Genomic DNA, 13,330 nt, shown 5'->3' with positions numbered 1-13,330 from the left:
CCGTCGCTCTTGCACTCAACACCAGGCCTCGGAAGACCCTGGGCTGGAAAACACCGGCAGAAACTCTCGACGAATTGCTGCGGGTGAGCGATACACAAGGTGTTGCGACGACCGGTTGAAGTCGCCCAGTACGCCGCGGCTTCTCGATCAACCACAATCGTCTCGGCGTACTGGATGGCCCGGTCAAGCCGGGCGATGACAGTGGAGTGAGTTGGCGCAGAGCGAGAACCTCACTCCCCAATCAGCTTCAGCCACTCGTCCTCGGTCAGCACCTTGACGCCGTGCTTGTTGGCGTCCGCGAGCTTCGAGCCGGCGCCGGGGCCGGCGACCACCAGATCGGTCTTCTTCGAGACCGAGCCCGACACCTTGGCCCCGAGCCGCTCGGCTGTCGCCTTGGCTTCATCCCGCGTCATCTTCTCCAGCGAGCCCGTGAACACCACGGTCTTGCCGGCGACGGCCGAATTGCTCTTCGGCTTCTCGGCGTCGACGATCTCGACCTCCTTGGTCAGCCGCTCGACGATGCCGCGGTTGTGGCTCTCGCCAAAATAATCGGCGATGCTCTTGATCACGGTGTCGCCGATCTGGTCGAGCGCGTCCATGTCCGCGATCGCCTCCTCGTCGCTCTTGGCAACCTTGAGGCAGGCGTCATGGAAAGCGTCCCACGAGCCATAGCCGCGCGCCAGCGCCAGCGCCGTGGTCTCGCCGACATGGCGCATGCCGAGCGCATAGATGAAGCGCTCCAGCGCAATTTTTCGCCGGTTCTGGATGGCGCCGAACAGGTTGCGTACCGAGGTCGCGCCGTAGCCCTCGATTTCCTCGAGCTTGAGCTTCGCGTTGCGCTTCTCCAGCGTGAAGATGTCGGCGGGCTCCTTCACCCACCCCTCGTCGAAGAAGTACTGGAGCTGCTTCTCGCCAAGACCGTCGATGTCGAAGGCCCGCCGCGACACGAATAGCTTGAGATGCTCGATCTTCTGATAGGGACAGGCGAACTCGCCGGTGCAGCGAGCGCGCGAGCCCTCCTCGCCCGTGGCCGTCTCCTCGCGCACGACGTCGGTGTGCAGCGGACACGGGCACTTCTTCGGGAAGTGGAATTCCTTGGCGGTCTTCGGCCGCTTGTCGAGGACGACATCGACCACCTGCGGGATCACGTCGCCGGCGCGCTGGATCACGACGGTGTCGCCGATCCTGATGTCGCGCCCCTCGCGCAGCACCTCGCCCTTGTTGCCGATGCCCTTGATGTAGTCCTCGTTGTGCAGCGTCACGTTCTGCACGATCACGCCGCCGACGCCGACCGGCTCGAGCTTGCCGACCGGCGTGAACGAGCCGGTGCGGCCAACCTGGATCTCGATGTCGCGCAGCACCGTCATGGCGCGCTCGGCCGGGAATTTGTGCGCGATGCCCCAGCGCGGCGTGCGCGAGACGAAGCCGAGCCGCTCCTGCCAGTCGATGCGGTCGACCTTGTAGACGACGCCGTCGATATCGTAATCGAGCCGTGCGCGTTGCTCCTCAATCGCATGATGAAACGCGAGCAGCTCCTCGACGGAGTGACAGAGCTTGGTCAGTGGATTGGTCTTGAAGCCGCAGCGCTCGAACCAACCTATCATGCCGCTCTGCGTATCCTCCGGCATCGCGCTCATCTGCCCCCACGCATAGGCGAAGAAGCCGAGGGGACGGGAGGCGGTGATGGTCGGGTCCTTCTGCCGGAGCGAGCCGGCGGCCGAATTGCGCGGATTGGCGAAGATGGTATCGCCTGCCGCCTTCTGCCGTTCGTTGAGCGCCAGGAACGCCTTCTTGGTCATATAGACCTCGCCGCGCACCTCGCAGATGTCGGGGACGTTGCGGCCCTTCAGCTTCTGCGGCACGTCTTCGAGCGTGCGGATGTTGGCGGTGACGTCCTCCCCGACCGCGCCGTCGCCGCGCGTCGCGGCGGTGACGAGCTCGCCGCCCTCGTAGCGCAGCGACATCGACAGGCCGTCGATCTTCGGCTCGGCGGAAAAATCGACCTTGTCGTCGTCGAGCTTCAGGAACCGCACGATGCGGCCGACGAAGTCGCGCACGTCCTCTTCCGCAAACGCGTTGTCGAGCGACAGCATGGGAACGGAGTGCCGCACCTTCCTGAAGCGCCCGGACGGTGCCGCTCCGACCTTCTGCGACGGCGACTCTGCACTGACGAATTCAGGAAAGCGCTTTTCGATCGCGTTGAGGCGCTGACGCAGAGCGTCGTACTCGGCGTCGGTGATGGTGGGCGCGTCCTCCTGATAGTAGCGCTCATTGTGTCCCTCGATCTCAAGCGCGAGCCGCATGTGCTCGACCTTGGCCTGCGCCTTGGTGAGGTCGGCGACGTCGCGAAGCGGTGTTGCTTTGGATTTTGCTGCTCTGGCCATGGTGCTTGGATACGACGGAGCGGGCGGGAGGGTAAAGGCGGTAAAAGTCTCGTGCCCCGGACGCAGCGCAGCGCTTCTTCAGCGGTGCACTGCAGAGCCGGGGCCCATATCGCGGCATCCTGGGTCCCGGCTCGCGCGGCGCGCGTCCGGGACACGGCCTAAGCCGTCGCCGCCTTGAGCAGTCGTTCCGCGGCCGCCCTCGCCTCGGCCGTGATCTCGGCGCCGGCGAGCATGCGGGCGATCTCTTCGCGGCGATGGTCGGCGGCGAGGGCATTGACGCGGGTGGCGACGCGCTTGCCCTTGTCGAGGGCGTCCTTGGAGATCAACAGGTGCTGGTCGGCGCGGGCGGCGACCTGTGGGGCGTGGGTCACGGCCATCACCTGGACCTTGCCGGCAAGCCGCGCCAGGCGCCCGCCGATGGCGTCCGCAACCGCACCGCCGACGCCGGTGTCGATCTCGTCGAACACCAGGGTCGGCGCCGAGCCGCGATCGGACAGCACGACCTTGAGCGCCAAAAGGAAGCGCGACAGCTCGCCGCCGGAGGCGACCTTCATCAGCGGGCCCGGCTTGGTGCCCGGATTGGTCTGCACCCAGAACTCCACGCGGTCGAAGCCTTGCGGCCCCGGCGCGGCCTCGTCGGTCTCGACCTGGGTCATGAACCTGGCGCGTTCGAGCTTCAGCGGCGCGAGCTCGGCATTGACCGCCTTGTTGAGCTTCTCCGCCGATTTCTGCCGCGCCAGTGACAGCTTCTTGGCGGCGGTAGCATAGCGGCCATCTGCCTCGATCGCGGCCTGCTCCAGCTTCCTGAGCCGCGAGGCGCCGGCATCGATCAGGACGACATCGGCGGCATATTTGGCGGCCAGCGCGGCGAGGCCATCGACCGGTGTCGAATATTTGCGAGACGCCGCACGCAAAGCAAAAAGCCGCTCCTCGATGCGTTCGAGCTCAGCCGGATCGAAATCGGTTGCGGCCAGCGCCGCCTGGAGATGCTGGTCGGCTTCCTCCAGCGCGTTGATGGCGGCGTCGATCGCCTTCACCGCAGGCTCGACCAGCGCCGGCGAGTTGACGCCGCGGCGCTCCAGCCGGCGCACCGCGGCCGACAGCGCCGCGACCGGCGAATGATTGCCGCCGACCGCCTCCTGCGCCTCGCGCAGGTCGGAGGCGATCTTCTCGCCCTGCATCATGGTGGTGCGGCGCGAGGCCAGCGCGGTCTCCTCACCGTCCTTGGGCGCAAGCTGCTTCAGCTCGTCGGAGGCGTGGCGCAGGTAATCGGCCTCGCGTGCAGCATGCTCCATGGCGGCGCGATGCTCCTCCAGCGCGGTATTGGCGGTGCGGCGCTCGTCCCTGAGCGCTTCGACCGCCGCGACGTCCTTCTCCAGGCCGGCAAAGGCGTCGAGCAGCCGGCGGTGGGTGGCGGCATCGACCAGCGCGCGCTCGTCGTGCTGGCCGTGGATCTCGACCAGGGCGGCGCCGACCGCCTTCAGCGTCTGCACGCTGATCGACTGGTCGTTGATGAAGGCGCGGGTGCGGCCGTCGACGAGCTGCACACGGCGCAAGATCATCTCGCCGCCGTCATCGAGGCCGTTCTCGGCCAGGATCCTGGTCGCAGGGTGATTTTTCGGGACATCGAACACGGCAGTAACCTGCCCCTGCTCCGCGCCGTGGCGCACGAGGCCGGCATCGCCGCGGCCGCCGAGCGCCAGCGCAAAGGCATCGAGCAGGATGGATTTGCCCGCACCAGTCTCACCGGTCAAAACCGCGAGTCCGGTGGCGAATTCGATATCGAGCCGTTCGATCAGGACGATGTCACGGATCGACAGACGCGCCAGCATGAAACCAAATTTCCTAGCCGAGACCCATCTTCTTGAAGGTCCGGCTGATCCAGGACCCCTGATTCTCGCTCGGTTCGAGACCGCCGGATTTTACAAGATTATAGGCGTCCTTGTACCAGCGGCTGTCAGGAAAATTGTGCCCAAGCACGGCCGCCGCGGTCTGCGCCTCGCCGACGATGCCGATCGCCATATAGGCCTCGGTGAGCCGGAACAGCGCCTCTTCGACATGGCGGGTGGTCTGGTACTGCGTGACGACGGTCTTGTAACGGTTGATCGCGGCCGTGTAGTCGCGCTTCTGCGCGTAGTAGCGGCCGACATTCATTTCCTTGCCGGCGAGCTGGTCGCGCGCGCCCTCGATCTTGGCCTTGGCCGAGGTCGCATATTCCGAGTTCGGATATTTGCGCACCACCTCTTCCAGAGCGGCGATTGCCTTTTCGGTGCGGGCCTGGTCGCGGCTGATGTCGGGAATCTGATCGTAATGGGAGGCGGCGATCAGGTATTGCGCATAGGCCGCGTCCGGGCTGCCGGGATGCAGCGTGACGTAGCGGGTGGCGGCGCCGATGCAGCCGTCATAATCGCCGCCCTGATAGGACGCATAGGCCGACATCAGCAGCGATTTGCGGGCCCAGTCAGAATAAGGATGCTGGCGGTCGACCTCTTCGAACTTCTTGTTCGCCGCCTTCATATCCTTCTTCTCGTTCATGAGGTACAGGCCCTCATTGTAGATCTTGTCGGCGGGCTCCTCGACGAAGGTGTCGTCCTTGGCGGTAAACTTGTCCCAGAGCGAGCCCGTGCCGCAACCGGCGAGCGGCAGCGCGAGCATGATGAAGGCGACGGCCTGAAGCAGCCCACGGGCTCGCGACGAGACCGAGAAATATCCGCGCGTCATACGCTGTGCCGACATGAGTTTAAGCCCTGACGCCCCTGTGATGCGGTGTCCGCCAGCCCACGAACCCCGTCATGGGCGCGAAATGTAACCGTGGTGCCTGCCATGCGCCCACGCCGATGTATCCGAAAAACGATCGTTAACCGGATAGGCACGCATTTCGCCCGGATTAAGGCGAACGTGCCGCAATGCTAGCCGATCATGGTTACCAGGAGTTTCCCGGGGAAGCCGCCAACCAAACGACGACAGGTCTCTTCAGGACACATCCGGTCCGAATGCCGCGGCGATCCGGCCGCCGACGATGCCGCGACCGACTTCGCCCACGGGACGCGTGGTGCGGCGGGCAGCCTCGCCCTCGACCACCCGCCAGGCGGTACGGTCGGCGAGCATCGCGGTCAGGACAGCGTGGTTGAGCTTGTGGCCGCCACGCACCGAGCGGTAGGCGCCCAGCAGCGGCAGGCCGGCCAGCGAGAGGTCGCCGATCACGTCCAGCACCTTGTGGCGGACGCATTCGTCGGCGTAGCGCAGGCCTTCGGTATTGAGCAGCCGCTCGTCGTCGAACACGACGGTGTTGTCGAAGGAGGCGCCGAGGGCATAGCCCGCGTTCCAGAGCCGCGCGACATCGCCCATCAGACCGAAAGTCCGGGCCCGGCCGACCTCGCGGCGGAAAGCTTCCGGGTTGAGGTCGAAGGCGTAGCTCTGCTGGCCGATGACGGGATTGGTGAAATCGATCTCGACCTCGACGCGAAACCCGCTGGTGTGGGGCCTGATCTCGCCGAAGGAGTCGCCGATCTTGGCCGAGATCGGCTTCAAAACCTGAATGAAGCGGCGCTGCGCCGGCTGGGTCACGATACCGGCTTGGTCGATCGCCGCAATGAAGGCCGCGGCGCTGCCGTCCATGATCGGGACTTCGGGACCATCGATCTCGATCGTGGCGTTGTCGACCCCCATGCCCCGCAGTGCGGCAAGCACGTGCTCGGCGGTGGACACCAGCGGGCCATCGTGGTCGCCGAGGACAGTGGCGAAGTCGGTCGCGATCACCTGCTCGGCGGTCGCCTGCACTTCGCGGTCACTTCCGTCGAGTCCGGTGCGGACAAAAATAAAACCCGCGTCGACAGGCGCAGGCCCGAGCGTGAGAGTGACGGGAAGACCGGAATGAACGCCTACGCCTGCCACAGAGGCTTGCGCACGAAGCGTTGTTTGCCGGCTAAATTTCATCAGGAACCCGCCCCACTACGACCCACTGCGACTTATACGAGACCCACCTGGCCGGCCTGTGCCGAGCCCCTGCGAATCCGTATCCCCAAGTCACGGCAAACCATAGTTGCTGCCTCAAACAGCGCCAACTCACGCTTTTTTACCGATTGTTACCCCAAACCTGCCGTATTCGCGCCAAGGCTTAACCAAATTGCGCCGAGGTTGGAGGCCGTCGCCGGCAGTTTTACTGAACCACCGAATGTGTAATTAATGATTTAAAATCAGTTGCTTGGCGGCGCAATCCGGGCGTGCACGGGACAAAAGGAAAGGTCCCGGCAAGCTTCTCGCCGGGACCTTTTCTCGACTGCCTTATTGTAACAATCCTCAGGTCGCCTGCCGCCGCAGGAAGGCCGGGATATCAAGATGGTCGTCGCCCTGTGGCGCCGGCGCAACAGGCGCGGGGCGGCCGTGCATGTCCAGGCCCTGCGGCGCGGGACGGCGCGCATATTCCGATACCGGCTCGTTGGATGCGATCTGCTGCGCCACGGTCTTCTGCGGCCGGCGATCAGGCAGCGGCGGCATCGCGGGACCGGCGGTACGGGCCGCGACCGGCGGCTCACTTTCCTCGTCGCGACGGCCGAGGCCGACATTGGCGAGGCGCTGCAGCAGCGACAGGCGGGTCTTCTGCGGGGCCTCTTCTTCAACCTCGCCGCGGGCCTGGCGAAGTTCGGCCTGGGCCGGCATCGGCAGCTCATCGATCCGCGGCATCCGCGGCGCACGGACCGGCGGACGCTCGGCCTGCGGCGGAATGAAGTTTTCCGGCATCATCGGCTCCTGCATCGCGACCGGGGCCATGTCAGGCTCCGGAAACAGGGTCGGCTTCTGCGCGATCGGGCGCACGGTGACGTCGCCATAGGTCTGCGGCGCGGGCGCCTGCGGCACCTCAGCAACGGCAGCGGCGATGGCGGCGAGCGCAGCACGCTCGACATTCGGACGGGGCGCGGCAGCAGCCGGCGCAGCGACCGGGGTCTGCCCTTCCAGCTTCTGGGCGCGTTCGGCCAGGCGCTGGTTGTCGGCACGCAGGCGGGCGGTGAGGTCGGCGAGACGGCTCTCGGCAGCGGCGGCCGGAGCAGCGGGAGCCTGCTGCACCTGCGGCGCGGCGTTGGCGACGGGAGCAGAGGTCGCCTGGCTGTTGCGGGCGATCGCGGCCTGCTCGATGCCGGTGGCGACCACCGAGACGCGGATCAGGCCGTCGAGTGCCTCGTCGAAGGTCGCACCGACGATGATGTTGGCGTCCTGGTCGACCTCCTCGCGGATGCGGGTCGCGGCCTCGTCGACCTCGAACAGCGTGAGGTCCTTGCCGCCGGTGATGGAGATGAGGAGGCCCTTGGCACCCTTCATCGAGCTGTCGTCGATCAGCGGGTTGGCGATCGCGGCTTCCGCGGCGGTCAACGCACGCTTGTCGCCGGAGGCTTCGCCGGTGCCCATCATCGCCTTGCCCATCTCGCGCATGACGGCGCGGACGTCGGCGAAGTCGAGATTGATCAGGCCTTCCTTGACCATCAGGTCGGTGATGCAGGCGACACCCGAGTAGAGCACCTGGTCGGCCATCGCGAAGGCGTCGGCGAAGGTGGTCTTCTCGTTGGCGACCCGGAACAGGTTCTGGTTCGGGATGATCAGGAGCGTATCCACGACCTTGTGCAGCTCGTTGATGCCGGCCTCGGCCGTGCGCATGCGGCGACCGCCCTCGAAGTGGAACGGCTTGGTCACGACGCCGACGGTGAGGATGCCCATGTCGCGCGCGGTCTTGGCGATCACGGGCGCAGCGCCGGTGCCGGTGCCGCCGCCCATGCCGGCGGTGACGAACACCATGTTGGCGCCCGAGAGATGGTCGCGCAGCTCGTCGATCACCTCTTCCGCCGCCGCCGCGCCGACGTTCGGCTGCGAACCCGCGCCGAGGCCCTGCGTGCCCGCCGTGCCCATCTGCACGATGCGCTGCGCCTTCGACATCGTCAGCGCCTGCGCGTCGGTGTTGGCGACCACGAAGTCTACGCCCTGCAGGCCCGCCGTGATCATGTTGTTGACGGCGTTGCCACCGGCGCCGCCGACGCCGAACACGGTGATCCGGGGCTTCAGTTCGTGAATATCAGGAACATTGATGCTGATGGTCATGGTTGCCTCTCGATCACGCGCGCGTGGGTTCGCCCCGGCCGGCGGCCGCGGGAGTTGGTGAAAATCGAAGATTGCGGAAAGCAGTCATCAGAAGCCCTCGCGTAGCCATCGTCCGACCTTTCCGAAATATCCGCCGGTCCCTGTCCTGACCTGCTGCCGCGTATGCCGCGGTTCGACATGTTCGAGGTGAACATATTGCGGGTAGACGAGGAGTCCGGTCGGCACCGCGAACGCGGCGTTCTTCGCCTCGTTGGGCAGCCGGCCGAAACCGAGCGGACGGCCGACCCGCACGGGCCGGCCGAGAATCTGGGTGCCGAGCTCGACGAGACCGGTGAGCTGCGAGGCGCCGCCCGACAGCACGACGCGGCCGTTGGGCTCTGCGGCGAAGGGCGAATCCTTCAGCTTGTCCCGAACCATTTCGAAGACTTCCTCGGCACGGTGCTTGACGATGTTCGCGATGGTGGCGCGGGAAACGATCTGCGGCAGATCCTGCTCGTCACCGGCTGTCGGCACAGACATCAGCTCACGCGAGTCCGATCCGCCGGTGATGACGGTCCCGTATAAGGTCTTGATTCGCTCGGCATCGGCAATGGTCGCCGAGAGTCCGCGCGCAAGATCCATCGTGATATGTTGCCCGCCGACCGCAAAACCCGCCGCATGCACGAAGCGGCCGCCTGAATAAACGGCAATCGTGGTGGTGCCGGCGCCCATCTCGACGACGGCGGCGCCGAGATCGGCCTCGTCGTCGGTCAGCACCGACAGGCCGGCGACATAGGGGCTCGCCGCCATGGCTTCGACATTGATGTGGCAACGTTCCACCGCCAGCATCAGGTTCCGCGCCACGGTGGCGTCGCAGGTGACGACGTTCATGTCGACGCCGAACTGGTGCGCGACCATGCCGCGGGGATCGCGGATGCCCTTGACGCCGTCGAGCGTGTAGCCGACCGGCAGCGCGTGCAGCACGGTGCGGCCTTCGCCGGTGGCGTGGCGCATGCCGGTGGAGGTGACGCGGCTGACATCGGCCGGCGTCACGGCGCCGCCGCGGATGTCGGCGGCGGCTTCGACCAGCTGACCGGCCGGCCGGCCGCCGGAGACCGACAGCAGCACCGACTCGACCCGCACCTTGGCCATCTTCTCCGCAAGCCCGACGGCCTGGCGCACCGCCTGCTCGCATTCGCCGAGATCGATCACCGCGCCGGCCTTCATGCCGCGCGCCTGGATCTGGCTGTAGCCGACCAGCTCCACCGCGTGGGTCCGGCCGCGCAGCGCATCGCTCGGCGGCGACGGCTTCAGCCGTGCGATCATGCAGGCGATCTTGCTGGTGCCGATGTCGAGGCAGGCGACGAGGCCGCCGCGCTTGTGCGGCATCGGGCGCGTCTTCGGCGTCTGGGTGCGATCAAGACCGGTCATGCGGAATCCCCGGCCTTCTTTTTCTTCTTGTCCTTGAACTGCTCCTCGCGCGCCTTGGCGGCGTCCTCGGACAGCTGCACCACCAGCCGATCGGGCAGGCGCATGTCGACGGCGACGATGTCGCGGGAGAACAGCCTGTCCTCCTTGTCGAGCTTCGACAGCATCGCAAGCGCGTTGCCGACGTCCTGCTCGGGCAGGCGGATGTCGAGACCGTCCTTGAGTCTCAGGTTCCAGCGCCGCTCGCCGACGAAGATCGCGGCTTTGGTGATCGAATGGCCCTGCGGATAGCGCGCCAGGAGCGCCAGGAAATCGCGCGCCTGCGTCTCGGCGCCCGTGCCGACCACGAGCGGCAGCGTCAGGAAGCGGCGCGAGACATAGGGTTCGAGCACGGCGCCGTCATCGGCGATGACGGAGAGACGGCCGGCCTCCTGCCACAGCGCGAACGCCTTGCGCTCGGTGAGCTCGATCATGAGCTGGCCCGGATAGAGCTTCAGCACGGTCGCATCCGCAATCCAGGGATTGGCCTTGAGCTTGTCGCGGACCGCGTCCGCATCGAGAAACAGCAGCGAGGAGCGGCCGCTGACGCCGCCGATCGCGAGGATCTCGTCCTGGGTCAGCTGCTTGCGGCCGTTGATCACGACGGAGGTGATGCGGAAGCCGGCGGAATTGGCCAGCGCGTTGCGGGCATCGCTGACCGCGGTGATGAAGTCCTGGAGATGGCCGCCCTTGACGATGCCGAAGCCGCAGCTTCCGATCAGCAGCAGCACGGTCATGCTGAGGCCGACCCGGCGCGGCAGATAGCGTTCGACCAGCGCGACCACGCGCGGCGGCGGCTCACGCTCGACGACGGCCTTGGCTTTGGCCTTGTCCTTGGCGGCAGCGCGCGCCTCGGCGTGCTTGTCCTGCACCCACTCGCGCAGAAGCACGACCGCTCCGATAGCGGCCGCCTTCAGGTCGGCTTGGGGCCTCAGCGATCTGAGAAGCGACCGAGTGAGGCTTCCTGCTCCATCCATTGCACGAGCTCGTCAACAGTTTGCCCGCGACATCGCGCGGATCCTGGCGAACATGACGTCTCGGACGTGCCGGGCCGGGTGCTGGTCTTCAGCAGACGAAGCCTCTCCCCTTCAAAGCGTTCGCTGGAGGTGACATCACCCGCCACAGCTCACGCGCCGGCAGCCAAAGCGCCATATGCGCCGCCAGCGTTAACCTTCGGATGTCCTGGTAAACAAAAGGTAAAGTTCGTTAACGCGGGACGCTTTTTGCCCAGCCATGTGAGGCATTTATGCCGCGATGTCCGGCATTTTACCGGATTTGGGCCCCAAAACGGGCCGTTTCGCCCGCCCAGCCGTTAACCAGTCCTAATTATTTCCGCACGCCGCGCCCGGCGAGCTCGACCAGCCCGTGCAGGAAGTCGGCGAACGCGATGCCCTCGGCTTTCAGCGCCTTGGGGTAGAGCGAGGACTTGGTCAGCCCGGGCAGCGTGTTGGTTTCGAGATAGACCAGCCCCCTCTCCGAGACGATGAAATCCGAGCGGGAGTAACCGGTGCAGGACATCGCCCGGTGCGCCAGCATCGCCTGCTCCTTGAGCGCGGCGGTGATCTCCGGTGCGAAGCGGCCGGGGCAGATCTCCTGGGTCGACTTCAACAGATATTTCGCGGCGTAATCGAAATTGCCCTCGCCTGGAATGATCTCGATCGGCGGCAGCGCAATGATCGATCCGTCGGTGCGCTCCAGCACGCCGCAGGTCGCCTCCACGCCAGCGATGTAGGGCTCGATCACGTATTCTTCGTGTTTCGCCGCGTTGCGGACAGCGACGAGGTCCTGCTTGGCGTTGACGAAGATCAGGCCGTAGCTCGAGCCGTCGCGCGCAGGCTTTGCGATCAGCTTGCCGTAGTCGGCGAAGGCTTCGTCGATGTTGTCCAAGGCAACGTTTTCCGGCGGCGTCACGCCGCCGAGCGCGGCAAACCGCTTGGCCGCGAACTTGTCGAAGGCAAGATGCGAGGACGCCGAGCCCGAGCCGGTGAAGGGCACGCCACGCGCTTCGCACATCACCTGCAACTCGCCGTTCTCGGCCCGCCCGCCATGCAGGCCAAGCACCAGCACGCGGTTCTCAGCCTTGGCCTGATCTAGCGCCTGCTCCAGGGGAATGCCACGCGTGCCCGGCTTGAACTCGTCCTCGAACGGGCGGGCATGTTCGAGCAGCTGCTTCGACTGCACGACATGCACCTTGTCCTCGACGTCCCACCACCAGAGGTCAGCCTCGGGCAATGCCTGATGCAGCGCCTGGGCCGAGGCGACCGAGACAAGACGCTCTCTGTTGGAGCCGCCGAAGAGGATGGTGATGCGCATGGTCATAGTCCGCAATCTCTCCATTCGTCATTCCGGGGCGCGACAAAGTCGCGAGCCCCGGAATGACACTCACGCGGAAACCCCGATCCGCTTGATTTCCCAGTGTAGCTCAATTCCGGAATTCGCCTTCACGCGTTCGCGCACGGTCTCGCCGAGTGTCTCGATATCGCGCGCGGTGGCATCGCCCGTGTTGATCAGGAAGTTGCAGTGCATCTCCGAGCCCTGCGCGCCGCCGACGCGCAGGCCGCGGCAGCCGGCGGCATCCACCAGCTCCCAGGCGGAGTGGCCCGGGGGATTCTGGAAGGTCGAACCGCCGGTCTTCTCGCGGATCGGCTGCGCGGTCTCGCGATGGTTCTGCACGACCGCCATCCGCGCGCGGATCGCCTCCGCATCCCTGATCTCGCCGCGAAAGCGCGCGGAGGTGAAGATGATGGAGGGATCGACACCGCTGTTGCGGTAGACGAACTTCATGTCGGCGTTGGAGAAGACATGCTTCGTGCCGTCGCGACCGACGCCCCTCGCCTCGATCAGCACATCCTTGGTCTCACCGCCATTGGCGCCCGCATTCATGCGCAGCGCGCCGCCGATCGTGCCGGGAATGCCGAAATAGAATTCCAGCCCGCCGATATTGGCGGACGCCGCCACTTCCGCCACGCGCTTGTCGAGCGTGGCAGCGCCGGCAGTGACGGTGTCACCGTTCGCGGTCGCCTCGCCGAAGGCGCGCGGGGCGAGCCGGATCACCACGCCGGCAATGCCGCCGTCGCGCACGATGAGGTTGGAGCCGACGCCGACGACATAGACCGGGATGTCGCTTGCGAGATGCGCAAGGAAATAAGCGAGATCGTCCTCATCCGCCGGCGTGAACAGCACCTGCGCGGGCCCACCAACGCGAAACCAGGTGAGTTCGGCGAGTGACTGGTTCGCCAGCAGCCGGCCGCGAAGTTCGGGCATCGCGGCTTTGAGCGAGGGAGTGATGTCGGGGAAGCTCATAGCGCACTGACCGACATGCGAGCTGGGTTAAGATTGCATCGTGCGACGTTGTTGGCCAGCGCCCGGAGCTTACCCCTCTCCCCAACCCTCCCCCGCAAGGGGGGAGGGAG

Annotated in this window: 9 protein-coding genes; all 9 read right to left on the bottom strand. The window is 66.0% G+C overall.

Annotated elements, in window-relative coordinates:
* Nucleotides 1–230 precede the first annotated feature (230 nt).
* The 9 genes from ligA to murB all read right to left on the bottom strand — a co-directional run bounded on the left by ligA (nt 231) and on the right by murB (nt 13,220).
* The gene (ligA, locus tag CVM73_RS32630) at nt 231–2,384 is read right to left on the bottom strand and encodes an NAD-dependent DNA ligase LigA (protein ID WP_100235879.1); all 2,154 of its coding nucleotides are present in this window, start codon (nt 2,382–2,384) and stop codon (nt 231–233) included.
* 158 nt (nt 2,385–2,542) lie between these two features.
* Complete coding sequence (gene recN / locus CVM73_RS32625; RefSeq protein WP_100235878.1) at nt 2,543–4,216, bottom strand: DNA repair protein RecN; 1,674 nt, start codon at nt 4,214–4,216, stop codon at nt 2,543–2,545.
* Nucleotides 4,217–4,229: 13 nt separating this feature from the next.
* Nucleotides 4,230–5,120 carry an outer membrane protein assembly factor BamD gene (locus tag CVM73_RS32620; RefSeq protein WP_100235877.1) on the bottom strand — a complete coding sequence of 297 codons (891 nt, stop codon included), beginning with the start codon at nt 5,118–5,120 and terminating at the stop codon, nt 4,230–4,232.
* A gap of 237 nt (nt 5,121–5,357) precedes the next feature.
* A complete protein-coding gene (gene lpxC / locus CVM73_RS32615; RefSeq protein WP_100235876.1) occupies nt 5,358–6,320 on the bottom strand; it encodes a UDP-3-O-acyl-N-acetylglucosamine deacetylase in 963 nt (320 codons plus the stop codon).
* Nucleotides 6,321–6,683: 363 nt separating this feature from the next.
* Nucleotides 6,684–8,471: a cell division protein FtsZ gene (gene ftsZ / locus CVM73_RS32610; protein WP_100235875.1), complete on the bottom strand. Its 1,788-nt coding sequence runs from the start codon at nt 8,469–8,471 to the stop codon at nt 6,684–6,686.
* Nucleotides 8,472–8,558: 87 nt separating this feature from the next.
* Entirely contained in the window at nt 8,559–9,881 is a 1,323-nt protein-coding gene (gene ftsA, locus CVM73_RS32605; protein ID WP_100235874.1) for a cell division protein FtsA, read from the bottom strand.
* Nucleotides 9,878–10,894: a cell division protein FtsQ/DivIB gene (locus tag CVM73_RS32600; protein WP_100235873.1), complete on the bottom strand. Its 1,017-nt coding sequence runs from the start codon at nt 10,892–10,894 to the stop codon at nt 9,878–9,880. The genes ftsA and CVM73_RS32600 overlap by 4 nt, the downstream gene beginning before the upstream one ends.
* A 349-nt stretch (nt 10,895–11,243) precedes the next feature.
* Complete coding sequence (locus tag CVM73_RS32595) at nt 11,244–12,230, bottom strand: D-alanine--D-alanine ligase family protein (RefSeq protein ID WP_167407179.1); 987 nt, start codon at nt 12,228–12,230, stop codon at nt 11,244–11,246.
* 69 nt (nt 12,231–12,299) lie between these two features.
* Nucleotides 12,300–13,220, bottom strand: coding sequence for a UDP-N-acetylmuramate dehydrogenase (gene murB, locus CVM73_RS32590; protein ID WP_100235871.1), 921 nt, complete (start codon nt 13,218–13,220; stop codon nt 12,300–12,302).
* Between the last annotated feature and the right edge of the window lie 110 nt (nt 13,221–13,330).

It is taken from the genome of Bradyrhizobium forestalis, from assembly GCF_002795245.1.
In the GTDB taxonomy this organism is placed as follows: Bacteria; Pseudomonadota; Alphaproteobacteria; order Rhizobiales; family Xanthobacteraceae; genus Bradyrhizobium; species Bradyrhizobium forestalis.
Note: the sequence above shows the minus strand (reverse complement) of the source record. Positions and strands in the feature narration are given on the sequence as shown.

Coding starts and splice junctions, on each gene's coding strand:
- CVM73_RS32600 (WP_100235873.1), bottom strand. CDS start 10,894: ATGGATGGAGCAGGAAGCCTCACTCGGTCGCTTCTCAGATCGCTGAGG.
- lpxC (WP_100235876.1), bottom strand. CDS start 6,320: ATGAAATTTAGCCGGCAAACAACGCTTCGTGCGCAAGCCTCTGTGGCA.
- ftsZ (WP_100235875.1), bottom strand. CDS start 8,471: ATGACCATCAGCATCAATGTTCCTGATATTCACGAACTGAAGCCCCGG.
- ftsA (WP_100235874.1), bottom strand. CDS start 9,881: ATGACCGGTCTTGATCGCACCCAGACGCCGAAGACGCGCCCGATGCCG.
- CVM73_RS32620 (WP_100235877.1), bottom strand. CDS start 5,120: ATGTCGGCACAGCGTATGACGCGCGGATATTTCTCGGTCTCGTCGCGA.
- recN (WP_100235878.1), bottom strand. CDS start 4,216: ATGCTGGCGCGTCTGTCGATCCGTGACATCGTCCTGATCGAACGGCTC.
- CVM73_RS32595 (WP_167407179.1), bottom strand. CDS start 12,230: ATGCGCATCACCATCCTCTTCGGCGGCTCCAACAGAGAGCGTCTTGTC.
- ligA (WP_100235879.1), bottom strand. CDS start 2,384: ATGGCCAGAGCAGCAAAATCCAAAGCAACACCGCTTCGCGACGTCGCC.
- murB (WP_100235871.1), bottom strand. CDS start 13,220: ATGAGCTTCCCCGACATCACTCCCTCGCTCAAAGCCGCGATGCCCGAA.